Annotated in this window: 23 protein-coding genes and 1 riboswitch; of the genes, 18 read left to right on the top strand and 5 right to left on the bottom strand. The window is 67.8% G+C overall.

Annotated features, from left to right (window positions below; genetic code table 11):
• The 7 genes from VFW45_14115 to VFW45_14085 form a co-directional block, all read left to right on the top strand.
• Positions 1-480: cyanophycin synthetase (locus tag VFW45_14115; protein ID HEU5181920.1), on the top strand; the 480-nt coding region annotated here is incomplete at its 5' end.
• Positions 481-530: 50 nt separating this feature from the next.
• Positions 531-1442: a UDP-N-acetylmuramate dehydrogenase gene (murB, locus tag VFW45_14110; protein HEU5181919.1), complete on the top strand. Its 912-nt coding sequence runs from the start codon at positions 531-533 to the stop codon at positions 1440-1442.
• A complete protein-coding gene (locus VFW45_14105) occupies positions 1439-2287 on the top strand; it encodes an FtsQ-type POTRA domain-containing protein (GenBank protein HEU5181918.1) in 849 nt (282 codons plus the stop codon). Before murB ends, VFW45_14105 begins: the two co-directional genes overlap by 4 nt.
• Complete coding sequence (gene ftsA / locus VFW45_14100; protein ID HEU5181917.1) at positions 2274-3515, top strand: cell division protein FtsA; 1242 nt, start codon at positions 2274-2276, stop codon at positions 3513-3515. The genes VFW45_14105 and ftsA overlap by 14 nt, the downstream gene beginning before the upstream one ends.
• A gap of 98 nt (positions 3516-3613) precedes the next feature.
• Positions 3614-4822 carry a cell division protein FtsZ gene (ftsZ, locus tag VFW45_14095; protein HEU5181916.1) on the top strand — a complete coding sequence of 403 codons (1209 nt, stop codon included), beginning with the start codon at positions 3614-3616 and terminating at the stop codon, positions 4820-4822.
• Positions 4823-4871: 49 nt separating this feature from the next.
• Complete coding sequence (locus tag VFW45_14090) at positions 4872-5906, top strand: diguanylate cyclase (GenBank protein ID HEU5181915.1); 1035 nt, start codon at positions 4872-4874, stop codon at positions 5904-5906.
• Positions 5903-6475: a hypothetical protein gene (locus VFW45_14085; protein ID HEU5181914.1), complete on the top strand. Its 573-nt coding sequence runs from the start codon at positions 5903-5905 to the stop codon at positions 6473-6475. Before VFW45_14090 ends, VFW45_14085 begins: the two co-directional genes overlap by 4 nt.
• 15 nt (positions 6476-6490) lie before the next feature.
• Here the strand turns inward: VFW45_14085 and VFW45_14080 are convergent, their stop codons facing one another.
• Both VFW45_14080 and nth read right to left on the bottom strand, forming a co-directional pair.
• Positions 6491-7078: a hypothetical protein gene (locus VFW45_14080; protein HEU5181913.1), complete on the bottom strand. Its 588-nt coding sequence runs from the start codon at positions 7076-7078 to the stop codon at positions 6491-6493.
• Between the two features lie 57 nt (positions 7079-7135).
• Positions 7136-7843: an endonuclease III gene (gene nth, locus VFW45_14075; GenBank protein HEU5181912.1), complete on the bottom strand. Its 708-nt coding sequence runs from the start codon at positions 7841-7843 to the stop codon at positions 7136-7138.
• Positions 7844-7947: 104 nt separating this feature from the next.
• Here nth and VFW45_14070 point away from each other — a divergent pair, with 104 nt between their 5' ends.
• The 3 genes from VFW45_14070 (at position 7948) to VFW45_14060 (ending at position 10709) form a co-directional block, all read left to right on the top strand.
• Entirely contained in the window at positions 7948-8520 is a 573-nt protein-coding gene (locus VFW45_14070; protein HEU5181911.1) for a class IV adenylate cyclase, read from the top strand.
• A gap of 111 nt (positions 8521-8631) precedes the next feature.
• On the top strand, positions 8632-9717 hold the full coding sequence (locus VFW45_14065; GenBank protein HEU5181910.1) for an NDP-sugar synthase: 1086 nt from the start codon (positions 8632-8634) through the stop codon (positions 9715-9717).
• Positions 9717-10709 (top strand): phosphotransferase, encoded by a 993-nt coding sequence (locus VFW45_14060; GenBank protein HEU5181909.1) that lies wholly within the window; start codon positions 9717-9719, stop codon positions 10707-10709. Before VFW45_14065 ends, VFW45_14060 begins: the two co-directional genes overlap by 1 nt.
• Here VFW45_14060 and VFW45_14055 read toward each other — a convergent pair.
• Entirely contained in the window at positions 10690-12033 is a 1344-nt protein-coding gene (locus VFW45_14055) for a metallopeptidase TldD-related protein (protein HEU5181908.1), read from the bottom strand. The two genes, VFW45_14060 and VFW45_14055, sit on opposite strands and share 20 nt — an antisense overlap.
• A 98-nt stretch (positions 12034-12131) precedes the next feature.
• Here VFW45_14055 and VFW45_14050 point away from each other — a divergent pair, with 98 nt between their 5' ends.
• The gene (locus tag VFW45_14050; GenBank protein ID HEU5181907.1) at positions 12132-13835 is read left to right on the top strand and encodes a glycerol-3-phosphate dehydrogenase/oxidase; all 1704 of its coding nucleotides are present in this window, start codon (positions 12132-12134) and stop codon (positions 13833-13835) included.
• Between the two features lie 168 nt (positions 13836-14003).
• Here VFW45_14050 and VFW45_14045 read toward each other — a convergent pair whose 3' ends face one another.
• Complete coding sequence (locus tag VFW45_14045; GenBank protein ID HEU5181906.1) at positions 14004-15350, bottom strand: TldD/PmbA family protein; 1347 nt, start codon at positions 15348-15350, stop codon at positions 14004-14006.
• Between the two features lie 145 nt (positions 15351-15495).
• On the opposite strand from VFW45_14045, the gene VFW45_14040 reads away from it, so the two are divergent.
• The 7 genes from VFW45_14040 (at position 15496) to VFW45_14010 (ending at position 23553) form a co-directional block, all read left to right on the top strand.
• Complete coding sequence (locus VFW45_14040) at positions 15496-17487, top strand: hypothetical protein (protein ID HEU5181905.1); 1992 nt, start codon at positions 15496-15498, stop codon at positions 17485-17487.
• 52 nt (positions 17488-17539) lie between these two features.
• A riboswitch (cobalamin riboswitch) is annotated at positions 17540-17726 on the top strand.
• Positions 17727-17839: 113 nt separating this feature from the next.
• Positions 17840-18862, top strand: a complete 1023-nt coding sequence (locus tag VFW45_14035; protein HEU5181904.1) for an iron ABC transporter permease — start codon at positions 17840-17842, stop codon at positions 18860-18862.
• Complete coding sequence (locus tag VFW45_14030) at positions 18855-19661, top strand: ABC transporter ATP-binding protein (GenBank protein HEU5181903.1); 807 nt, start codon at positions 18855-18857, stop codon at positions 19659-19661. Before VFW45_14035 ends, VFW45_14030 begins: the two co-directional genes overlap by 8 nt.
• Positions 19658-21871 (top strand): TonB-dependent receptor, encoded by a 2214-nt coding sequence (locus VFW45_14025; GenBank protein HEU5181902.1) that lies wholly within the window; start codon positions 19658-19660, stop codon positions 21869-21871. The genes VFW45_14030 and VFW45_14025 overlap by 4 nt, the downstream gene beginning before the upstream one ends.
• A 72-nt stretch (positions 21872-21943) precedes the next feature.
• Positions 21944-22924, top strand: a complete 981-nt coding sequence (locus tag VFW45_14020; protein ID HEU5181901.1) for a DUF481 domain-containing protein — start codon at positions 21944-21946, stop codon at positions 22922-22924.
• A gap of 290 nt (positions 22925-23214) precedes the next feature.
• Positions 23215-23346, top strand: coding sequence for a hypothetical protein (locus VFW45_14015; protein HEU5181900.1), 132 nt, complete (start codon positions 23215-23217; stop codon positions 23344-23346).
• A gap of 3 nt (positions 23347-23349) precedes the next feature.
• The gene (locus tag VFW45_14010) at positions 23350-23553 is read left to right on the top strand and encodes a hypothetical protein (GenBank protein HEU5181899.1); all 204 of its coding nucleotides are present in this window, start codon (positions 23350-23352) and stop codon (positions 23551-23553) included.
• Positions 23554-23556: 3 nt separating this feature from the next.
• Here the strand turns inward: VFW45_14010 and VFW45_14005 are convergent.
• Positions 23557-24220 (bottom strand): flotillin family protein (locus tag VFW45_14005; GenBank protein ID HEU5181898.1); only part of this gene is annotated, 664 nt, incomplete at its 5' end.

Genomic DNA, 24220 nt, shown 5'->3' with positions numbered 1-24220 from the left:
GCCTCCCATCTGGCGCAGTTCCGCGGTGCCGACCGGCGCTTCCAGCTGAAGGGCAACGTCGGGGACGTGCTGGTGGTGGACGACTACGGCCACCACCCGGCCGAGATTCGCGCGACGCTCGCGGCGGCGCGGCGCGGCTGGGAGCGCCGCCTCGTGGTGGTGTTCCAGCCGCACCGCTTCTCGCGCGTCGCGGCGCTGCGCGAGGAGTTCGCGCGCTGCTTCGGCGATGCCGACGTGCTGGCGGTGACCGATATCTACCCCGCCGGTGAGGCGCCGGTGCCCGGCGTGGACGCCGATTCGCTGGCGCAGGCGATCCGCGGCGCCGGCCACGGCGATGTGACCCTGGTGAAGAGCCTCAAGGATGTTCCGGCCTTCCTGAGCGAGCGCGTGCGGCCCGGGGACCTGGTGATCACGATGGGTGCCGGATCGGTGTGGCGCGCCGGGGAAGAGTTTCTCAAGCAGAAAGGCCCGGCGGCGTGAGTGGGCGAGGCATCGCGCGCCGGCGCAGCGAACTTCATGGAGAGACGAGATTGAGCGGCGGATGGGCGGAGAAGGCCGAGGAGATCCTGGCGGCTTCCGGCGTCGAGTTCGAGAAGGACTTCCCTCTCGCCCGCGCGACCTCGGTAGGAGTGGGCGGCCCGGCCGACTACCTGCTGCGTGCCGGCGAGATCCCGCAGCTCGCCCAGGCGCTGGAGGGGCTCACCGGCGAGGGGATCCCGGTGGCCTTCCTGGGCGCCGGATCCAACTTAATGGTGGCTGATTCCGGCTACCGGGGCGTGGTGGTGAGCCTCGCCGATCTTCCCGACGAGGCGATGGTCGAAGACGAGGAGCGCATCCGGGTCGGAGCCGGCGCCCGCCTCCCCGTCCTGGTGAACCGCCTGACCCGGCTCGGGCTTTCCGGCCTGGAGTGGGCGGAAGGGATTCCCGGCAGCCTCGGGGGGTCGATCCGGATGAATGCCGGGGCTTTCAAGGATTCGATGCAGAGCAGCGTGCGCGAGGTGACGCTGCTGGATCGCCACGGGCGGGTGGAGCGCCGGACGGTGGGCGCCGCCGATTTCGCCTACCGCAGCGCCCCCTTCATCGGGGAGCGCGCCGTGGTGGAGGCGGTGCTGCAGCTGGCGCGGCGCGCGCCGGAGGAGATCGAGCAGATCCTGCGGCCGATCCGCGAGCACCGGCGGCGCACTCAGCCGCAGGGAGTGCGCAGCTCCGGGTGTGTCTGGAAGAACCCTCCCGGCTCGCACGCCGGACGCTTGATCCAGGACGCGGGCCTCAAGGGAACGCAGCGAGGCGGCGCCCGGATCTCGGAGATCCACGGGAACTTCATCGTCAACACCGGCGGCGCCACTTTCGCGGACGTGATGGGGCTCGCCGACCTGATCCGCCAGACTGTGCTCAAGACGGCCGGCATCGAGCTGGAGATGGAAGTGGTGGTCTGGTCGTGAAGAACGTCATCGTCCCCTCGCCCGAGGAGCGCTTCCTGCGCCTGTCGCGCAACGAGCAGGTGCGCAAGCGGCGCCGCAACCAGTCGCTGCTGCGCGGCGCGACCTGGGCGGGGGTCCACCTCGGCTCGCTGGCGGTGGTCGGCCTGGCGGGCTGGGGGGCCTACCACTACCTCACCCACTCGCAGCGCTTCGCGGTGCGCCGCGTCCTGATCTCCGGCTCTCCCTCGGCCCCGAAGGCGCAGCTGCAGTCGGTGACGCAACGGGCCATCGGCGAGAACATCTTCGCGGCCGACCTGCAGGGGCTGCAGGGGCAGATGGAATCGCAGAGCTGGATCAAGGTGGCCACCGTGAAGCGGCGCATCCCCGACGCGCTTCTCATCCAGGTCGAGGAGCGCGTGCCCGAGGTGCTGGTGCGCATCGGCAGCACTCTCTACCTGGCCGACGGAGAAGGGGTCCTGCTGGATCGCTTCGGGCCGCGCTACGCCGATTACGACTTCCCCATCCTCACGGGGCTGGATCGCGCCGGGCGCGAGACCCTGAAGCACAAGATCGCGCTGGGCGCGGCCTTCGTGAACTCCCTGTACCGGGCCCGCCCGGAGCTCGCGGACCAGGTCTCGCAGGTGGATGTGGGACGGGACGATTTCCTCGAGGTGCGGCTCAACGACGGCTCGGCGCCGCTGCGCGTCAGCCCGGACGCTTTCGTGCTGAACCTGGACAACTATCTCGCCGTGAGGAACTACCTCGCGGCCAATTATGGAGCGATGGAATACGTGGACCTCAGGTGGAAGGATCGCATCACCGTCCTGCCCGCGGCACAGAGGAGCACCCAGCATGGGTCGAAGTAGCAGGCACATCGTCGGTCTGGACATCGGCACGACCAAGGTGAGCGTCACCGTGGCCGAGCCGAACGAGCATGGGGGTCTGGATATCGTCGGGTTCGGCACCTGCCCCTCCAAGGGCCTGCGCAAAGGCGTCGTCATCAACCTGGACGCCACGGTCGACTCGATCAAGTCGGCGGTCGAGGAGGCGGAGCTGATGGCGGGCGTGGCGATCGAGAAGTCGTTCGTCGGCATCGCCGGCGGACACGTGCGGGGCTTCAACAGCCGCGGCGTCGTGACCATCGCCTCGAAGAACCACGAGGTGGCGCGGGCCGACGTGGCGCGCGTGCTCAACGCCGCCAAGGCGGTGTCGATTCCGCCCGACCGCGAGATCTTCCACGTGCTGCCGCAGGAGTTCATCGTCGACGACCAGGACGGCATCGGGGACCCGGTGGGGATGACCGGCACCCGGCTGGAGGCCAACGTCTACATCGTCACCGGCTCGATTTCGGCGGTGCAGAACATCGTGAACTGCGTGAACCGGGCCGGCATCGAGGTGGAGGACACGGTGCTGGAGCAGCTGGCCGCCTCCGAGGCCACCATCACGCCGGACGAGAAGGACATGGGGGTGGCGCTGGTCGACATCGGAGGCGGGACCACCGACCTGGCCCTCCTGGAGCGCGGGGCGATCCGGCACATCAGCATCTTGCCGACGGGCGGGGACCACTTCACCAACGACATCGCCGTGGGGCTGCGGACTCCCGTCCCTGAGGCGGAGCGGATCAAGAAGAAATATGGCTGCGCGGTCCCGGGACTGGTGAGCGAGGAGGACACCATCGAGGTCCCGAGCGTGGGCGGCCGGAAGTCCAGGGTCCTGTCGCGGCAGATCCTCTGCGAGATCATCCAGCCGCGGGCGGAGGAGATCTTCACGCTGATCAACGAGGAGATCGTCCGCGCGGGCTTCGACAAGTCGATCAACGCCGGCGCCGTCCTGACCGGGGGAGGCTCGATCATGGAAGGGATCCCCGAGATCGCCGAGGACGTGCTGGACATGCCCGTGCGCCGGGCGGCCCCGTCGAACGTGGCGGGGCTCACCGACGGCGTGAACAGCCCGCTGTTCAGCACGCCGGTCGGGCTGGTGCTGTACGGCCTGCGCCACCGCACGCGGCGCGTGGAGGTGCAGCCGCCCACCAATCCCTTCTTTTTCGCCCGCATGGGCGGACGCATGAAGACCTGGATCCAGGAGCTGTTCTGATGAGAAGAAGCGGCCTTCCCAAGAGGCCAGTCCAGAGCCGCCTGCCGGGCATCGAGTCCCGGGAGGCCAACCGATCAGGGGGAGAGTCGATGATTCACATGGACGAGACCGAGGACAAGAAGCCCACGCTGGCCTTTGCGGAGGCCAAGGACGTGGGGGCCAACATCAAGGTCGTGGGCGTCGGCGGGGGCGGCGGCAACGCCGTCAACCGGATGATCGCCAACGGACTGCAGGGGGTGGAGTTCATCGCCGCCAACACCGACTGCCAGGCGCTGCGCAGCGCCCGGGCGTCGCTGCGGCTGCAGATCGGCTCCAAGCTGACCAAGGGGCTGGGCGCCGGCGCCAACCCCGACGTGGGGCGCAACGCCGCCCTGGAAGACTCCGAGAAGATCCTGGAGCTGCTCAGCGGCGCCGACATGGTTTTCATCACGGCGGGCCTCGGCGGCGGCACCGGAACCGGCGCGACCCCGATCATCGCGAACCTCGCCCAGGAGCTGGGAGCCCTCGTGGTGGCGGTGGTGACCAAGCCGTTCGCGTTCGAAGGGAAGAAGCGCCGCGAGCAGGCCGAGCTGGGGCTGCGCGAGCTGCAGGACTGCGTCGACACCGTGATCGCCATTCCCAACGAGAAGCTGCTGGCGACGGTCGACAAGAAGATGGCCCTCTCGGCCGCCTTCCAGTACGCCGACGACATCCTGCGCCAGGCGGTGCAGGGGATCTCCGACCTGATCACCATCCCCGGCGAGATCAACCTCGACTTCGCCGATGTGAAGACGATCATGTCGGGCATGGGGATGGCGCTGATGGGCACCGGCATCGCGCGCGGCGAGAACCGCGCCATGGAAGCCTCCCAGAAGGCAATCTCCTCGCCGCTGCTGGAGGACGCCGCCATCGACGGTGCCAAGGGGATCCTGATCAACATCACCGGCGGCCCCGATATGACGCTGCACGAGGTCTCCGAGGCCTCGACGCTGGTGCAGAAGACGGCCGACCCGGAGGCCAACATCATCTTCGGGACGGTCATCGACCCCAACATGGCCGACGAGATGAAGGTGACGGTCATCGCCACCGGCTTCAAGGACACGGCGGCGATGCCGGTCAGCCGCGGGCGCGAAGCGTTCCCGGCGCGCGATCGCGACCGCGGAGGGTTCGAGCACCGCATCTCCGACACGCCGGCCTTCCTGCGCAAGCAGCAGCGTGAGCAGGCGGCCTCCTTCGTTCCGGCCGAGGAGACGGTGGCCCAGCCCGCCTACGCCTCGCTGCAGGATGAGCTCGACATCCCGACCTTCCTGCGCAAGCAGATGGATTAGGGGTAGACAGCCAATCAACGTCTTGCGTGGAGGATGACGGGCGCATAGAATGAGCGCCAACGTCTCGCGGGCGCTCGCCGCGAGGGCAGGCCATCGTCAACAAGGGGTGGAGCGGACCCTGCAAAACCTCTACCGAATCCTCGTGGTGGACGACGAGCCGGAGAACGTGCGCCGCCTCAGCGACCTTCTGCGGCGCGACAGCTTCGTGGTCAGCACCGCGGCCGACGGCCGCGAGGCGCTCGAGCTGGCCCGCCGAGAGACCCCCGACCTCATCCTCCTGGACCGCGCCCTGCCGACGCTCTCGGGCGACGCCGTGGCGCGCGAGCTGAAGCAGGACAGCCACCTGGGGATGATTCCGATCATCATGCTGACGAACGGCAACGGGATTCCCGGCCCCGCCGAGCTGCTGGAGCAGGAAGCCGATGATCTCATCTCGGATCCGACCAACTTCCAGGAAGTGCGCTCCCGCATCCGCACCATGCTCAAGAAGCGGGACGTCTACCTGCAGCTGGAGCAGGCCAACCAGGAGCTGAAGGCGGCGAACTCCCGCCTGCAGCAGCTGCTGGTGCACGACGAGAAGACGGCGCTGCTGAACTACCGGGCCTTCCACCAGCGGCTGCAGGAGGAGTTCCGCCGCGCCCGGCGCTACCGGCAGTACCTGTCGCTGATGATGCTGGACCTGGACCAGTACAAGGCGGTGAACGATCGCCACGGCCACGTGAGCGGCGACGAGGTGCTGCGCGAGTTCGGGGCCATCCTGGCGCGCAGCACGCGCGACACCGACCTGGTGGCGCGCTACGGCGGCGACGAGTTCGTCGTGCTCCTGCCGGCCACGGCGGGACCGCCGGCCTTCAAGCTGGCGGAGCGCATCCGCCTGGCGATGGAGTCGAAGATCTTCGTCTTTGGGGACGAGATGGTGAGCGTCACCTCGAGCCAGGGAATCGCCACCTTCCCGGTGAACCCGGGGATTGCCGGCCACGAGGACCTGATCCGCGAGGCCGACCGGGCGCTCTACCGCGCCAAGGAGGCCGGGAGGAACCGCTCCGTGCTCGATCCGCGATCGATCCGGGGACGGGACGAATGAGGCCGCGCCGGGGAATCCTGGTCATTCTGGCGGCCGCCTTGATGGCGGTCCCGATCTTCCCGGCCCCGGAGCAGGCTCCCCGGGGCGCCATCGGCTACGGGGCCGGCAAGGTGGTGAAACCCGAATTCAAGGAGCTGGTGCAGAAATCGGACCTCATCGTGCGAGGCAAGGTGCTGGAGGTGGGCGGGATTTCCCATGCCGGCCCTTCCGGGAAGCAGCCGAAAACGAAGCGCTACACCTACTGGGAGAGCAGCTACGCCGTTCTGCAGGTCGAGGAGACGCTCAAGGGAAAGGCGGGCGCCGGCAAGATCAAGATCGCCTACAAGTCCGACCTGGAAGGGGACCTGACGCAGTACCAGGCCGGCAAGAGCTACGTCGTGTTCCTCATGAACCCGAGGAAGTTCCCCGACAAGTACACTACCGCCGGGTACCATTTCGGCGAGTACCGCATCAACGACAAAGGGAAAGCCGAGCGGGTGAACGACCCTTCCGAGATCAGCAAGCCGGTTCCCGTCCTGGTGGACAACATCCACAAAGCGATGGGACTCAAGCCGGCAGAAGCTTCATGACACCCTTACTTCTTTTCAGCCTGCGGCGGTGCCCGGAGCCGTGCGGGAAGAAAGAATTCCGGCCAGCGATCGGCGTGTCGTGGCTGGCAAGGCCAGCAGGAGCACCGCCGCGCAGGCCGCCAGCATGAGCACCACGCCGGCGGCGTGAGTCGTTCCGGCAATCCGCCGCACCGCGTCCTCGCCCAGAAGTCCCCACTGATAGAAAAGGTGGTTCCAGTCGTTCTCCCCTCCGCCCACCAGGGGGAGCTTTAGCTCCCGCGCATCGGCCATGTAGACCGAAATTCCCAGGAAGTTCTCCCCGAACCACCAGCCGCAAAGCGCCGCGCCGAACGGGCTCTCCTTGCGCAAGAGCAGGTGCGCTCCCGCGCCAACCGGAATCGCCAGCTGGAGGAGGGTCCCACCCAGGAAATGCAACGTCTCTCCGAAGGGGAGCAGGAAGATGTGGCCTGCTTCGTGGAAGGCGAGGTTCACCCAGTCGAGGAAGATCCAGGGCTGGGGGCGCGCCGCGAGAAAGAGGCTCCCGATGAGCAGGACCAGACCGCCCCCCAGCTTGACCCAGTGCACCCCTTCCGCCGGCGCCAACGAATCCGGACCCGTTCTCATGAGGAGGAAGATGGGATCCGCCGGACCGGCGGTCAAGGCGCCAGGCGGGCTGGAGGATCAAATCGCGCCGGCGCTCCGGCGGCGTGATTCGGGCTTCGGAGGGAGCGGACGAAAGGCCCGTTCGGGATAGGGACACAGCCGCCGAAGCCCGCAGTCTTCACAGCGCGGCGCGCGCGCATGGCAAATCTTCCTGCCGTGCAGGATCAGCTGCAGGGAGGCGACCGACCAGCGATCCTGCGGTAGCAGCGCCATCAGGTCGAATTCGACCTTGACGGGGTCTTCGTGGCGAGTCAGCTCGAGGCGGCGGGCCAGCCTGCCGACGTGCGTGTCCACGGTGATTCCCGGAATGCCGAAAGCATTGCCCAGGACGACATTGGCCGTCTTCCTGCCCACTCCGGGAAGCTTCACCAGCTCCTCCAGGCTGTTCGGGACCTTCCCACCGTGCCGCTCCAGGATTGCCTGGCAGCAGGCCTTGATGTTCCTGGCTTTCATGCGGAAGAAGCCGGTGGAGCGTATGGCCGATTCGAGCTGCCTCAAATCGGCGCGTGCGAAGGCCGCGGCGTCTTTCCAGCGCCGGAACAGCTCGGGAGTGACCATGTTGACGCGCGCGTCGGTGCACTGCGCGGAAAGAATGGTGGCGATGAGAAGCTGGAGAGGACTCCCGTGGCGCAGGGCGCACTCCGCCTCCGGGTAGAGGTGCTGTAACTCGGCGACGATGCCGCGCGCGCGCTCGGCGGCGGGGACAGGCCTTTTTCTCCGCTTCATGGCGGCGCAGCTTATCATTTCCGCGCCAGGAGGCGAGGGAAAGCCGGCATTCCCGGCGCAGGACACCGTTTTTCCTGTGATATAAGACTGCTGAAGGAGTCGCCTTGGATCATTGGGAAACCGAGATCAAGGTTCACGTGACCCGGCCGACACACCTTAAAAAGCGTCTCCGTGCCCTCGGAGCAACCCTCGTCCAGCGGCGCCATTTCGAGGAAAACGAAATACTCGATTTCAAGGACGGCCGGATCCGGAAAGCACGCTCCCTGGTTCGCCTGCGCAGGGCGGAAGGAGCGGGCTACCTGGCCTTCAAAGGTCCCAAGACCGTTCGAAACGGCTTCAAATCACGCCGCGAGATAGAAATCAGCCTCGCCAATCCGGACGCCCTCCGAGAGATCCTCAGGGCCGTGGGCCTCGAGACGACTTATCGTTATGAGAAATATCGAACCGTCTTCAGGATGGGCCGCACCCTGATCACGCTCGATGAGACCCCTATAGGTGTCTACGCAGAAGTTGAAGGGTCTCCTACAGCCATTCGACGCATGGCTACCCGCCTCGGCTTCGAGCCAAAACAATTTATAACCGCAACTTACTTCGACCTCCACAAGAGATACCTTCGCGAAAATCGACTTGCAACGAGACATATGCGATTCAATATTGCCAGAAGTAGCAGACCATAGCTGCCTATGGGTATTTTCTGAAGCCTTTATCAGAATCGAGCCGGGTTGTCAGGCCTTTTGGAGAATGTCGTCCCGCCGACCTTGCGAGTCCCATTTAATGCAGGAGGAGACATGAAAGCTATGGTGCTTGCCGCCGGCTTCGGGGAGAGGATGAAGCCCCTCACCTGGAATCGCGCCAAACCGGTTCTCCCCCTCATGAACCGACCCTCCATCCTCCACCTGCTCGAGCACCTTGCCCGTTGTGACGTATCGGAAGTCGGAATCAACCTTCACTATCGGCCCGAAACGATTCGACAGCTGACTCCGAGCATCCAGGCCCTCGGGTTGCGGGTGAGCTTCCTGGAAGAGCGGGAGATCCTGGGCACGGGGGGAGGGCTGAAGAATTTCGAGCCGATCTTGCGAAATGGAACGCTGGTCATGGTGAACTCCGACTTCGTCACCGACTGCCCGATACCCATCGCGCTGGACCAGCATCGCCGCAGCGGAGCCCTGGCAACCCTGATCCTTGCCCCCTACCGCGAGGGAACCGAGTATGGCGCCGTCGAGATGGATCCCTCGGGCCGAATCGTCCGGATTGCTGGGCGGCCGGGCCCTGAATCGGGGCAGCCTCGCTACCACTTCACCGGAATTCACCTGATCGAGCCGGCGGTTTTCGACGAGATTCCGCCGCGCGTGAAAAGCGAGATCAATCGCGAGGTCTATCCGAAGCTGATCGAGCGTGGGGAGCTGATCGCGGGATACCTCCATGAAGGATTCTGGCGCGAGCTGGGCACCCCGCAGCGTTACCTCGATGGCTCGCTCGATCTCCTCGATCGCGGCGATCTTCCATGTCTTCAAAAGCTTCGCATTCGTGAAGGGGTGTACAGTGCCACCCCTATCAAGTCACTTTCGGGTCGGATCGAGCCCGGACTGCTGGCAGGCGAGCGAGTGGTCATGGAGGCAGGAAGCGGCACCTCCCAGGTCATCCTCGGCGACAGGGTCCAGCTGGGCCGGGGTTCCAGGCTGCGCCGGGTCGTCGCCTGGGACGATGCCGAGATCGGCGCCGACGCGGTGCTCGACGAGTGCATCCTCGCCGAAAAGGCGCGCGTCCCGAAGGGGGTCCGGCTCTCCCGGAGAATTGTGATGGACCGCTCCGCCTATCAGGGAGAGACCAAGGGACTCGAAAGCCTGGAAGGTCTCCTGGTCGCCTCGTTTTGATGGCGCAGCCGGCGGTCGAGAAGATTCTGCGGGAGCACTTCCCTCCCGGCACGACGATCGAAGCCCTCAAAGGAGATGCTTCCACCCGCCGCTTCTTCCGGCTTCGCCCCCCCGCGGGTCCCGCCAGGATTCTGATGCTCTATCCCGAGGCGATTGTCTGGGATGGATCGCCTTTGGCGGAGAGCTACCGGCACCTTGAGATGATCGGGGTGCCGGTGGCGAAGATCGAGCTGGCCCTGCCCGAGGAAGGGGCGATCCTGATGGAGGATCTCGGAGACCTGACGCTGCAGAAAGCTCTGGAGGACGATCCCTCGCTCGATCGGCGAGCTCTCTATCACGACGCGATCAATTTCATCGTTCTCCTGCAGGAACGCGGCACCCGCGAGCTGCCGCCCGATTCGCCCGCCGCCCGCACTGCCCTCGACGGAGAGAAATTCCTCTGGGAGCTGGAGCACTTCTATCGTCACTTCGTTCTGGGGTACCGGCAGGCTCGACCCGCCCCCGCCGAGGAAGCCGCATTTCGCAGCTTCTTCGGCTGGCTCGCCGCCTCCCTCGACGGCGTGACCCGCGTCTTGTGCCATCGCGATTACCAGTCGCGCAATCTGATGCTCACCCCCGCCGGATTGCGCGTGATCGACTACCAGGACGCGCGCATGGGGCCGGCCAGCTACGACCTCGCTTCCCTGCTGCGCGACTCGTCGCTGGATCTCGAGGAGGATTTCCGGGAGGAGGGGATCCGCTACTTCCTGTCGCGCCGCCCGGACCTGGCGCCCGAGGAGTTTCGTGCCGAGCTGGAGCGCCAGGCGCTGCAGCGCAACATCAAAGACCTGGGGACCTTCGGGTACCAGGTGAGCCACGCGGGCAACCGGGGATTCGCGGATTACATCCCGCGAACGCTGCGCATGGTGCGGCAGGCGATGCTGCGCGACGCCCGCTGCCACAGCCTGTTTCCGCTGTTCGAGACGTATGTGCTCAACGCCCCGGGCGTATGAGGAGGGCCGGCGCGCCGAGCGCCGTGGAGCGGAGCAGGGAGAAGCGCAGCCGGTTGCCGGCTTCCTGGATTCCCTCCAGCAGCGCCCGCGGGGAGGCGCGAAACAGGAGGCGCCGGACCTCGCCGCCTGTCTCGCCGTGGCGGACTCTCCAGCCGACGCCGCGCCAGCGCGCTTCCTGCTCCGGCTGATCAACACTCGCATCGGTCTCCAGCGCGGCGAGCAGGAAGCCTTCCTCGATTTCCGCCAGCAGCGCGCTTTGATCCCGCTCCCCCGGCCGCAGGACCAGGTTCGTGCTGCCGGGACGCGGCAGATCGCGGTACGAAGGGCGCACCATGCGGCCCGCGGCCGTTCCGGCCTCCGCCGCGCTCTCGCTCATCAGGATGCCCGACTTGACGGCCACGCGTGGCCGCGTGGCATGCCCTTCGCCGTCGAACGGGGCGGAAGCGACCCCTTCGGGGAGGAGAGGATCGTCGATCAAATCCACTGCCTCGGAAGCGACGCGCCGGAATCCCCCGCCCGGCTGATCCTCGGTTTCGGCGCGCGGCAGCTCGCGCTCCAGCCAGCGGATCAGCGACGCCGCCGCCGGCGGCTCGAGGAGCAGGTCGCCGCATGCCACTTCCTCCTCGCGCGCCTCGGCGAGGCCGGAGAGCCGCTGAGCCTCTTCCCGCAGATCGGCCTCGCGCATGCCGCATCCGACCCGCTCCGCCTGCAGGGTCCATCCTCCCGGCTGGGCAATCGTCAGGGTCGCCATCGCCAGGGTCCGGGTGAAGCAGGCCTTCACTCCGCGGCTGTTGGCCACGGCGACTCGAGTGATGCCGTCGCGGAAAGAGGCCATGGGCCGCGGTGCGGCGGCGCGGAAGGAAGTCTCGAGGACGCGCTCCAGGGACCGGCGCTTCTGCTCCGGCTCGCGTGCCAGGACCGCCTCGTCGACGACTCCCGGCACCCGGGCAAAGGCCTGCTCGGGCCGCGGCGCCGGGGACCATCCGCCGCGCGAGTCCTCCTGCTGCTTCAAGGCGGCAACGGCGGCGCGCGTCAGGCGTCCGGCCGTCTCGTCGTTGCGCCACGAGGCGAAGGCGTGGCCGAATCTTCCCACGTCGTCGAACACCCGCAAGGCAGCCCCCCGCTCGCTGCCTCCGGAGAGTGTGGCGAAGCCGTGCTGCAGGAGAATGCCGGTGGAGGAGCTCGTCTTCAAATAGACCTCGGCCTCGCGCGCGCCCGCCAGGAGCGCCTGCTCGACCAGCGCCTCGGCCCACTCCAGATCCCGCGGCTCGCCGGCGAGAAACGCGGACAGCTTCGATTCGCGCCCGGCTTCCTTCTGAATCATCCTGCGCGCCTCCGGCGCGGGAGGATATCATGCACTTCGCCCGTCGGGAGCAGGTGTTGCGCTCATGACCGGGCCCTTCGAGGAGATGATCGCCGCGCATGACCTTCCCGGGCAGGACCGTGTCGGAAGCCCGCAAGCCGAGCCTCTCCTGGAGTCGCGACCAGCACCTGCAGGCGATCAGCTCGCGCGTCTTCGACCTTCTGGTGGTAGGAGGCGGCGCCACCGGCGCGTCGATCGCGCGCGACGCGGCGCTGCGCGGGCTGGATGTCGCCCTGGTCGAGCGCGGCGACCTGGCGGCCGGCACCTCGTCGCGCTCCACCCGCTTCATCCACGGCGGGCTGCGCTACCTGAAGACGCTGGAGTTCGGCTTCGTCCGCGAGGGACTGCGCGAGCGCGCCACGTTGATGGAGGTGGCATCGCACCTGGTTCACTCGCGGGAGTTCCTCTTTCCAGCCTACGCGTCGGGGATGGAGCGTTGGAAGCTCCGGCTCGGCATCGGCATGTACGACCTTCTCGCCGGCCGCAGCCGTCTCGGGGGGACCCGCACGCTGAGCCCCTCGGGCGCGCTGCTATTGGAGCCGACGCTGCGCGGCCGCGACCTCAAGGGAGCGGTGGTCTACCGCGACGGCGCGGCCGATGATGCCCGCCTGGTCGTCGAGACCGGGCTCGCCGCCGTCGAGGCGGGGGCGACGGTGGTACTGCATGTGGAAGTGGAGCGCATCATTCCTTCCGAGTCGGAGGCCACCGTCCTGGTCCTCAGGGATCGCCTCGGCGAAGCTTCCCTGGGAGCGCGGGCCGCGGTCGTGATCAACGCCACGGGACCGTGGGCGGGCGGTCTTCTCCATGGCGAGGAGGAGCACGGGCGCCGCGGCGGTGACTCGGCCAGCCGCCTGCGCGCCAGCCGGGGATCGCACCTCGTCGTGGCTCGAGAGGTCCTGCCGGTGGCGCGCGTCGTGGTGATGCCGTCGCGCTCCGATGGACGTCTTCTCTTCGCAGTCCCGGCGGGCGATTTCACCTATCTCGGGACCACGGAGGTGGACCACACCGGCCCCCTCGAGCCGGTGAAGGCCGCCGCCTCGGAGGTCGACTACATCCTCGGTGTGGCCGCCGAGATCTTCGAAGCCCCGTCTCTCACGCGCGACAAGGTGCTATGCACCTGGGCCGGCATCCGGCCCCTGGTGGAGCGTCCCGACACGCCGACCGGATCGCTGTCGCGCGATTTCCGCATCGTGCAGGAAGCTCCCGGCGTCGTGACGGTGGTGGGCGGCAAGCTCACCTCGTGCCGGCGCATGGCGCAGGCGACCGTCGACCTGGCCAGCGGCGTCTTCTTCTCCAGGACAGGCCGGCGCAGCGATCCCTGTATCACGACCTGGAAGCTGTTTCCGGGATCGGAGCAGAAGCTGGCCGAGGAAGACGCCGAGTTCACACCCCACACCACTCCCGAGGTGGTGCGGCACCTGCGCGCCACCTACGGCGGCCGCGCCGCACGGATCCTGGGCCGCATCGAGGAATCGGCGGCGCTCGGCACCCCTTTCGCCGCCGGCTGCCCGGCGACTCCGGCCGAGGTGATCCATGCCGTGGAGCACGAAGGAGCGGTGCGCCTGGCGGATCTCCTCTTCCGGCGGCTGCATCCCCTGATGATGGAGGCGCGCATGCGCTCCCCGCAGGGCAAGGCAATCGCGGAGGGGGCCTCGCGCATCATGGCAGCTTACCTGGGTTGGACGGAAGAGAAGCGGTTCAAGGAGCTGGCGGACGCGGCGCGGGAATGGGAGAGGGATTTCTCGGTGCCGCCGGCCCGCTGAGCGGCCAGCGCCGCGGCCGCCCGAGCCGACAGGATTGCCAGACGCCGCGGCCCATGGGCCTCTCCCATCCACGAAGCGCCGCCTACCCTCGTGGCTACGCAAGCAGGACGCAACGCCGCAAGCCGGGGCCGACAGCATCGCGCTGTCGCCGTTGATGCCCGGCGGCCGTTAACCCGGACGCACGGCGAGGGAGCTAATCAGGATCGTGGGCAATCCCGCCGCCACCGGCAGCTGCTGGCCGTCCTTGCCGCACGAGCCGGTCCCGTCTCCGAACGAGAGATCCGAGCCGACACGCGCCACGGCCCGCAGCGCCACGAGGCCGTTCCCCGCGAGCGTGAAGGGGCGCAGCGGCGCCGTCAGATGGCCCGATTCGATCAGCCGCCCCGAGGAGGCGCGGAACCGGAAATCCCCGGTGGCGGGATCCATTCTTCCTCCCTCGAGCCGGCTCACCAGGATGCCGTGCGGCGTCTCCCGGAGGATTGCCTCGGGATCCTCATCCCCAGCCATCAGGAAGGCGTTCGACATCCGCGGCAGCGGCGAGTCGCGGTACGATTCGCGGCGTCCGCTTCCCGTGCTGCCCCCGCCCAGGATCGCTCCATGGATCCGATCCGCCAGGAAAGCTTTCAATACTCCGCGCGCGATCAGAACGATGCCGCGCGCCGGCGAGCCTTCGTCATCGAAATCGTAGCTCCCTTCCAGCCCCGGCTGGGTGGCATCGTCCATGGCCGAGACGAACGGCGCGGCCACCCGCTCTCCGAGGAGCGCCCGAAACGGTGAAGCGCCGCGCAGCACCAGGTCCGCTTCCAGCGAATGCCCGCAGGCCTCGTGGAAGAAGACGCCGCCAGTTCCCGCCGCCAGGAGAACCGGGAACTCCCCCTCGGGAGCTTCCCGCGCCTCGCGCCGGCCGGCCACCCGCTCCTCCAGCTCGCGGCCCAGGCGCGCGGCGGGCTGCGATTCGACCAGTTTCGCGAAGCTCGACGCTCCCAAGCCGGCGGACAGGCCTTCCCCTGCGTCGCCGATCCGGCAGCTGACGATCGATCGCGAGCTGCCGCTCTGCCGGAGAGAGCCCCCGGGAAGGCAGACGCAGGTTTGGCGCAAGCCAATCTCCAGACTGACGGAGAGCTGCGTCTCGTCCAGTCCGAGCGACAAGAGCCGCTCGCGCATCGCCTCCAGGAAGGAAGCGAGGCCCGCCTCATCGAGTCCGTCCGCCTCGCCGGAAGACGCCGGCGCTTCGGAAGGAAGGCTGCCGCTCTTCCGGCCGCAGGCATCCAGGATTGCTTCATGGGACAGACCCTCGCGAGCGTCGAGCTTTTGGGAGCCCCCGTCCACGACGCGCAGGCAGAAGCCTTCGCGCATTCCCGAGCTGATGCGGGTGCCGCCCTGGTGGTCCCAGGTGGCGCGCAGGCTGCGCGCCCGCTCGAGGAAGAGGTCCGCCCAGGCGCCGCGGGCGAGGCGGGGCGCTTCGACCGCCCGGCCGAGGAACTGCGCATCGAACGGAAACGAGGCTGAGATCATCGGGTGGCCAGATTCTAGGAAGGGGGCCGCGGGGCGTCAACCTGCCGCGAATCCGTTGATGCCTCCGGATCCCTCTGGTAGCATCGCGTGCATGCCCGGCAGACCCGGCGGACCGGCAGACTCCCATTTCATCCGGAGGAGGCCCATGACCCATGCCCGGCTTCGACGCATCACCACGGCCGTTGTGGCGCTTCTCGCCGGCGCCGCGCCGCTGCTCGCCGCCAACGACTATCAGATCGATCTGGTGATCGATCCCGCCAAGGGAACGCTGCACGGCACCGAGAAAGTCACCTATCGCAACGAGACCGAAGCACCGCTCGACACCGTCTTCCTGGAGGCTCCCGCGCTGCCCGCGGCCGCCGGAGCCGCGGCCGCCGAGCGCTGGAAGATTCTTTCGCTCGTCGACTCGAAAGGAGGACGCGCGGCCCCGGAATGGAAGCCGGAGGAGCAGGCTTACGCCGTCCGCCTACCCTCACCCCTGGGCCCCGGCTTCAAGACGGTCTTCACCGTGGAGTACGAGCGCCCGATCGACACCGCCGACATGGCGCCGGGTTATCTCGATCTCAACGATCGCGGCGCCTCGAGCTGGTTTCCGAAGTTCCGTGCCTACCGGGCCGGCTCTTTGGGATCGGACGACCTCAAGGACGTCACGGTGAACGTCGGCGCGCCGCCCGGCTGGACCGTCGCCGGCAGCGGCGCCGCGGCGCCGGGCAAGGGCGGCGGCCGGACGACCCTGACCGCCAAATCGACGCGCAACTTCGCGCTTGCCGCCGGTGAAAAGCTGAAGCCGCTGCGCGGCAGCGCCGGCACGATTCCCGTCCTCGTCGTCGCACCGGAGGGAAAAGACGCCTGGTCGCGGCAGGCGCTCGCCGAGACGACCGAGGCAATCACTTTCTACCAGGGTTTTCTCGGCGCCTTTCCGCCGGCCCAGGTCACCGTCCTTCCCGCCGCGCCGTTCCAGGTGAAAGGGGAATCCTCCAGCCAGGTGATCTATGCGCCCGCGGGCGAGGCGGCGCTGCGCGACGCCGTCGCGCTGCAGGCGGCGCGCCTGATCTGGGGCTGGAGCGTCGGGGATCCATCGGATGCCACTCCTTTTGTCTCCGACGGCATGTCGATCTGGTGCCAGCAGAACTATCTGGCCAAGAAGAACCAGACCGATCTGCACACCCAGTACCTGCGATCCGGCATCAACGACACCTACCTCGCCGGAGTCCTGCGCGGCGTCGACACGACGCTCATGCGCGCCCGGGCCGACCGGTCGAAAGGAGAAACGGGCATGGACCGCGCCATCGCGCAGGCCAAAGCCGGCGCGGTGATGCACATGCTGGGAGGCATCCTGGGCGAGGAAAAGCTGCAGGAAGTCGCGCGCGGCATTCTGAAGACGACCCGGCAGGGGTTCGTGACCGATCGCGATTTTCAGAAGGCGGCGCAGGCGGCGAGTACGGCCCGGCTGGACGGCTTCTTCGATCAGTGGCTGCGGACCAAGGACCATCTGGACTACTACATGAGCCGGGTGCGCGGCGCCAAGGCCGGAGAGGGGTACGAAGCGCGCGCCGACGTCTACAAGACCGGTTCGGCCGCCATGCCGGTCGAGGTGGTGGCGACCGATCTGAGCGGCACGAAGGTCCGCGCCATCTTTCCCGCCGATCGCACCTCGGGGGAGATCGTCATTCCCCTGAAGGCGCCGCTCGCCTCGATGGCCCTCGATCCGCTGCAGCGCCTGCCGCTGATCGCGCGCATCGGTCCGGCCGGCCGCTCCGATCTGGCGGAAAGCCTCATGGTGGAGGGGAAGCTGCTGCGCGCCGACGAGCAGATCGATCAGGCGCTGGGCGACGATCCCGACAACCCACGGGCCTGGTTCCTGAAGGGGCGCCTCCTGAAGGAGCGGGGAGACTGGAGCGGGGCGCTTTTGGCCTGGGACAAGGTATCGCGCATGCAAATCCCGCAAGACGACCCCGCGAGGATCTGGTCGCAGCTCTGGACCGCACGGGTCTACGACCTGCAGGGCAAGCGCACCGAGGCGGTCTCCATCTACACCGCCTTGTCTTCCCTGCCCGACGCGCGCGGATCGCAAGCGGCCGCGGCGGCGGGCGCCAAGGCTCCCTTCACCGACTCCTGGCCGCCGCTGGTCCCCTAGCCCTCCTGCCTCTCTTGACAGCGCCGCGCGCGGGTGTGGTAGATTGCCCGCCGGATTTGGAAAGCTCATAGGCGAAAGGAAGAGCAGGAAAAACTAGGGAAAGCGGTGCAAATCCGCTGCGGCCCCGCCACTGTGAGCGAGGACGAAGCCCGTCGGCATCCCACTGGGGAAACCTGGGAAGGGGACGGGCCGAGGATGATTCGCGAGCCAGGAGACCTGCCTATGGGACGACGGGATCCCCCCTCGTAGGGAGGGGTAGGATCACCACCGACCCCCTCTCTTCCAACCTGCACCAGCGCTCCGCCGACTGAGCCTTCCCCCACGGGTGCGTCGCACCCAGGAGAAGGCAAACGTGTCGCCGCCTCGTCTCACGCGCCGCCGCATCGTCGTGGTCCTCGCCCTGCTGGGCACCGCCCTGCTCGCCGGCGCCGCGGTCGCGCTGTCGATCGGATCGGCCAGCGTTCCTCTCCCTACCCTGCTGCGCGCCCTCGCCGGCGCAAGCGTCCCGCCCGAGGTGGAAACGATCCTTATCCAGGTGCGCCTGGCGCGCATCCTGCTCGCCGCGCTCACCGGCGCCGCGCTGGCCTGCGCCGGGACCGCCTTCCAGGCGGTGCTGCGCAATCCCCTGGCCGATCCCTACATCCTCGGAATCTCGGGGGGGGCCGCCGTCGGCGCCATCCTCGTTTCCCTGGGGGGCGTGGCGGGGCCGGCCTGGGCCCGTCCGGCCGCCGCCTTCGCGGGAGCCTGCCTGACGGTGCTGGCGATCCTGTCGCTGTCCCGGTCGCGCGGCGTTTCGCCTTCCACGCCGATGCTCCTGATCGGATGGATCTTCAACTCCTTCTTCCTGGCGCTGATCCTGTTCCTGGAAACCGCCGTCGATTTCTCGCGGATCCGCGGGGCGATCTTCTGGCTCGTCGGAACGCTGGCCCCGGAGCGCTACTCCGTCCTGGGAGTCCTCGCCGGCATCGTCGCCACGGGCATCGCGGCGCTCTGGCTGCTGGCGCGCGATTTCAACCTCCTTTGCGCGGGCGAGGAATCGGCGCGCACCCTGGGCTGCAACGTGGAGCGGACCCGCCTGCTCGGCATTCTCGCTGCCTCGCTGATCACGGCGTCGGTGGTTGCCTTCGGCGGATTGATCGGCTTCGTCGGGCTCATCGTCCCGCACGCCGCCCGCTACCTCTTCGGGCCGGACCATCGCCTGCTGCTGCCGGCCTCGGCGCTGCTGGGTGCCACCGGATTGGTCCTGGCGGATGCCGTGTCGCGCACCCTGCTGGCGCCGACGGAAGTGCCGGTGGGAGTCCTCACCGTCCTGGTGGGAGGCCCGATCTTCATCCTCCTGTATCGCCGGCATCGCGGGGAGGTGGCCATTGACTGAGGCGCTTGCCGCACGCGACCTGCGCTTCGGGTACGACGGGCGGAGTCCCTTGATCGAGCAGTTCTCGATGAGCCTGCCGGAGGGAAGCTTCACCGGGATCCTCGGCCCCAACGGCGCCGGCAAGACGACGCTGCTGAAGCTTCTCTCGGGAACGCTGCGTCCCGAATCGGGCAGCGTGCACCTGTTCGGCCGCTCTCTCGCCACGGTGCCGGACAGGGAGCGCGCGCAGGCCATCGCCGTGGTACCGCAAGAAGCGCGCGTGCTGTTTCCCTTCACCTGCCTGGAGATCGTCCTGATGGCCCGCTTCTCACGGCTCGGGATTCTCGGGATGGAACGCGCGGCCGACGAGGATCTGGCGCGGCGGTGTCTGGAGGAAGTCGAGATGGGCCCATCCGCCGACCGGCCGCTGAACTTGCTGAGCAGCGGCGAGCGGCAGCGGGTCCTCATCGCCCGGGCCCTGGCACAGGAGCCCCGAGTGCTCCTTCTCGATGAGCCGACGACCTATCTCGACCTGAAGCATCGGCTGAAAACCTACGACACCCTCTCCCGTCTCAACCGCGAGCGAGGCGTGACGATCCTGACGATCTCCCACGACCCGGGCCTGGTGGCGCGCGCCTGCAGGAAGATCGTCCTCCTGCATTCCGGCCGCATCCTGGTCGAAGGAACCCCCGAAGAAGTGCTGACCCCGAGCTGGATCCGATCGGCCTACGGGACCGGCGCGGAGATCGCCCGAGATCCGCGCACCGGCTCCCCCGTCGTCATTCCCTATCTCGATTCCGAACCAGGAGGTGCCCCGTGACTTCACGCCGCCGCGCGCCGCTTGCGGCCGCATGGATCTTCGCCCTGCTGATCGTCCCGGCATCGCTCGCGCAGGAACCCGCACCCCCGGAGGACGGCGCCTCCGCACCGGCCGCCGAAGGCGCCGACTCGCAAGCCGCGCAAGAAAAGAAGGAGAAGCCGGCCAAGCCTCTGGTGGAGCGGGTGCGCGTGGCGGGACGCCTCTCCGACAAGCCGGAAGAGCCCGCCAGGATCCCGGCGCACGTGACCATCTTCACGCGTGAGCAGATCCTCGCCTCGGGTGCGGCCACGGTGCAGGACTTCCTCGCCATGCACAGCGATTTCGTGGTGTTCGACGAGGTGGGCAACGGCGTGCAGGCGACCGCCGACCTGCGCGGCTTCAACACCGGCTCTCTCGCCACCTCGGCGCTGGTCATGGTGGACGGCGTGCGGTTCAACGAGCCCGATACCGACTTCGCCAGCTTCGTGCTGGTTCCCCTGTCGGAGGTCGAGCGCATCGAGGTGATCCGCGGCAGCTCGTCGGCCCTGTTCGGCGAGGGAGGCCTCGGCGGGGCGATCAACATCGTCACGCGCGACGGCGCCGACGCCTCGCCGCTCGCGGCGGCGATCTCCGGGGGCAGCTTCGGGACGCAGGACTACCGGCTCTCCTCGGGCGGGGTGCAGGGAAAGCTCGGCTATTACGGCGGCTTCGAGCGCCGCCAGTCGGAGGGGTTCCGGGACAATTCCGACGTGCGCATCTCCTGGTTCCAGGGAGGCGCCGACTACAAGCTCGACGACCGACAGTCGCTGGGAGTCGACCTGACGGCCGGGAGCAACCATCTCAACCAGCCTGGTGCTCTGACCGCCGCCGAGCTGGAGCAGGACCGCACGCAGAATCCGTTCAACGAGCACGACTTCAGCGCCACCGATCTGCTGATGCCCAGCGTGCACTACTCTCTGCGCCTCGACAACGGCTTCTCGCTCACCTCGCGGCTGTCGTATCGCGACGCCGACGACGAGGCCTTCGTCGGCGGGCGCAGCGGACTGGGCTCGAACGCCTCGGTGGACCGGAGTCAGATCGCCTGGACGGCGCAGGGGGCGCACGAGATGCAGAGGGGCGAATCGCGCAACCAGATGATCGCCGGATTCGAGATCTCCCGCGACGGGTTCGACACCGACCAGGCGCGGACCGACGCCGAGGGGACGCCGCTGCCCTCGTCGGACACCTCCCACTCCGTGTCGCAGGCCGACTCCACCCGCCGCCTGGTCGGCGTCTTCCTGCAGGACACCTGGTCTTTCAACGCCCGCTGGTCGGCGACCGCCGGCATCCGCCTCGACGAGGTTCGCCTGGAAAGCGACGGCAGCCAGGCCTTCTACGATTTCCCCCCGCCCACCTTCACGCCGGTGTTCACGCAGCGCGCCACGGGCGGCGAGCGCGACTTCTCGCAGCTGTCTCCCAAGCTGGGCATGAATTTCAACCCTTCCCGGAACGACGCCTTCTACGCCGGCTACTCGCGCGGCTTCCGCGCCCCCACCGTCATCGAGCTGTTCGCCTTCCCGATCTTCTTCTCCAACCCCGACCTCCAGCCGGTGGTGTCGGACGACTACGAAGCCGGCTGGGACCACCGCTTCGAGCACGGCGCTTCGCTGGCGGTCAATGGCTTCTGGATCGACGTGCGGGACGAGATCTTCTTCGTCATGACCGATCCTTCCTCGTTCACCGGCTCCAACCTCAACCTGCCGCGCACGCGGCGGCGCGGGGCGGTGGTCACGCTGCGCTCGCCTTTGGGCCGCGGCGTCATCGGGGAGCTCTCGGGAACCTACACCGACGCCACGTTCCGCTCGGAGTTCGCGGACGCCAACATCGGCAACCAGGTGGAATCGGGAGACCGGCTGCCGCAGATCCCGCGTCTCAAGCTCTCCGCGGGCGTCACGATTCCGATTCGCTCCTCCTGGAGCGTCGGATTGCAGGACATCTATGTCGGCAGCCAGGTTCTCACCTCCGACCTGGCGAATGTCGCCCCCGAGCTCGACCCTTACAACTTGCTCAATGCCCGCGTCAGCTATGGCTGGGATAACTGGAGCGTCTTCGCGCAGATCGACAACCTGCTCGACAGCGAGTACAGCACGCGCGGCATTTACGCGTTCAATTTCTCCAGCTTCGCCTTCGATCAGTTCTACACGCCGGCGCCGGGTCGCAACGCCTATCTGGGAATCTCCTGGAAGCTATGAGGCGCCGAAGGCGTGCGGCCCCGGCCCGATCGCGGTAGGATGCGCGGACCCCGACCTCTTTGGAGGCCCGGCGTGCGCCTGCGAAGACTGGTATTCGCGATATGGATCGCCTTTGCCCTGCTTTCTCTCCTTCCTCTTGACACGGTCGGCGCACAGGAGGAACAGACCCGGCCGGCGCGCGGCACCTGGGCCAACACCACCGACTTCTCGCTCGTCGTGACCCGCGGGAACTCCGATATCCAGACCCTCGGTCTCAAGGACACCCTTGAGTACAAGACCGCCAAAGGGCGCTCCCGGCTGCGCGTCGACGCGCTGCGGTCGGACACGAGCGATGATCCCTATTACCTGATCGAGCCGGGGCTGACCTTCGAGCCAGGGGAGACCCCCACCGGATTCACCAAGAAGGCGGTGCGGCCCGACGCGGAGCCGGACGTAAGCCGCTTCTTCGCCGAGGGGCGATACGAAGGGAACCTCCCGAAGAAGGCCACCTGGAACGCCGGCGCCAGCTGGGATCGCAACGACGATGCCGGGATTCTGAGCCGCACCATCGTCTTCGCAGGAATGGGCCACGTCTGGCGCGATCGCAAGGACCTGGAGTTCCGGACCTCCTACGGCCTGAGCTATACCGACCGCAAAGAAGAAGTCTTCGATCCGGAGAAGGAGGAGGAGTTCCTCGGCGCCCGGTTCGTGGTCGACTTCAAGGACACCTGGGGCGCCTCCACCGTCTACGATGCCGACCTCACCTCGAACCTGAGCCTGGCGGATACCTCCGACTACTTCGTCGACCTCCTGCAGGGAGTGTCGGTCGCCTTGTCCGAGCACCTGGCGCTGAGGGTCAGCCTGCAGCTCACCTACGCGAGCGAGCCGGCTCTGGAGGAGGTCGACCTCCTGCTGCGCGCCATTCTGATTGATCCGAACGGCATTCCGGGCGACGGCGACGAGTTCTTCGAGACTGTCGAAACCGGTGGCAGCGAGATCACGGTAGGCGAGGACGTTCTCCGCAAAGAGCCTCTCGATACCACCTTCCGCACTTCGCTGCAAATCAAATTCTGACGGCCGATCTCGAAAGCCCCAGTCCCTCCGGCGAGCGAACCTCCACGGCCCTGAAGCCCTCGATCACGAACTCCGGCCGGACGTCATGGGGCCGACGCCGACAATTCTTCTTCCCCTCCTGTCAAAACAGGTCCATGGCCTGGCGGGCGCCGGAATCAGGACACCCGATCCTGATCCCGAAACCGGCCAAAGCCCCGTGGCTCCGTATTTTGAAGCCGTCGAGCGAGGCCATCCCGGTCCTGCATGACAGGCACGGGCCTTGCCTTTCAGACTGTCAGGGGGTAACGACGATGCTGACAAACTGGACAGGGATCGAGGTCCTGATTGAGGCGCCGCGGTGCAGCCCGATCATCCGGTACGCGCTCCTCGCCTACACCTTCCTGAGCCTGCTGATGGCGGCGCCTGTGCCGGCCTTTGGATAGGCCATGAGCACCGGCACCGCACGCTTCCCGGGCGGCCGCGCGCCGCTCGCGGAGGGCGATCCCGAGCCTCGCAGGAGCCGGGATCGCCGCGGAGATGCCCGCGCCGACGAGCCGCTGCCGCTCCAGGAGGATCGGGACCAGCCCGAGCGGCGCGAGGCCTGCGATCCCGACCTTGGCGCCGAGGGATCCGGCCGCGACCGGGACTGAAGGCTACGACCGCGTGTCGGGATCCAGCTTCTTGCGGAGATCGGTCCGGATCTTCTCCGCCGCCGGATCGTGCGCGCCGTTGGTCGCGCCGCTCGCCGCCATGGCCGAGAGCTTCTCGGTCAGCAGCACTCCGAGCAGGTTCTCCACCAGCGACCCGCCGCCATTCTTGCCTCCTCCCATGACCACCTTCGGCACCACGTCGACCTGCGACTTCTCGATCGCCTCGGCGAAGCGCACCATCACCTGCTGAGCGAGCTGGAACTGCGGCCCGCCATAGGCCTGCACCTGCTCGTCGATCGCCAGGGCCTGGGCGACCCCGACGCGGGCGGCGCGCTCGGCGTCGGCCTCCGCCAGCACCCGGATCTTCTTGGCCTCGCCCTCTCCCAGCAGGCGGATCTTCTCGCCCTCCGCGCCGGCGAGGGTCTGGATCTGGGCCGCCTGCTGCTGCGCCCGGGCCAGGTCGGCCTTGCCCTGGTTGGCCTGAACCTGGATGCTGATTTCCGACTCGGTGAGGAGCTGCTGCTGGCGCGCCCGCGCCTCGGCCTCGCGCAGCTCGCGCTCCTTGCCCGCCGCGGTCTGCTGGCGGGAGTAGGTCTCCATCTGCTCGACGGCGATCTGCCGGCTGCGCAGCTGCGTCAGGATCTGCTCGATGACGCCGCCGGGCTGG

This window comes from Candidatus Polarisedimenticolia bacterium (assembly GCA_035764505.1).
Taxonomy (GTDB): domain Bacteria; phylum Acidobacteriota; class Polarisedimenticolia; order Gp22-AA2; family AA152; genus AA152.
This window is presented reverse-complemented; position numbering and strand designations above follow the sequence as displayed.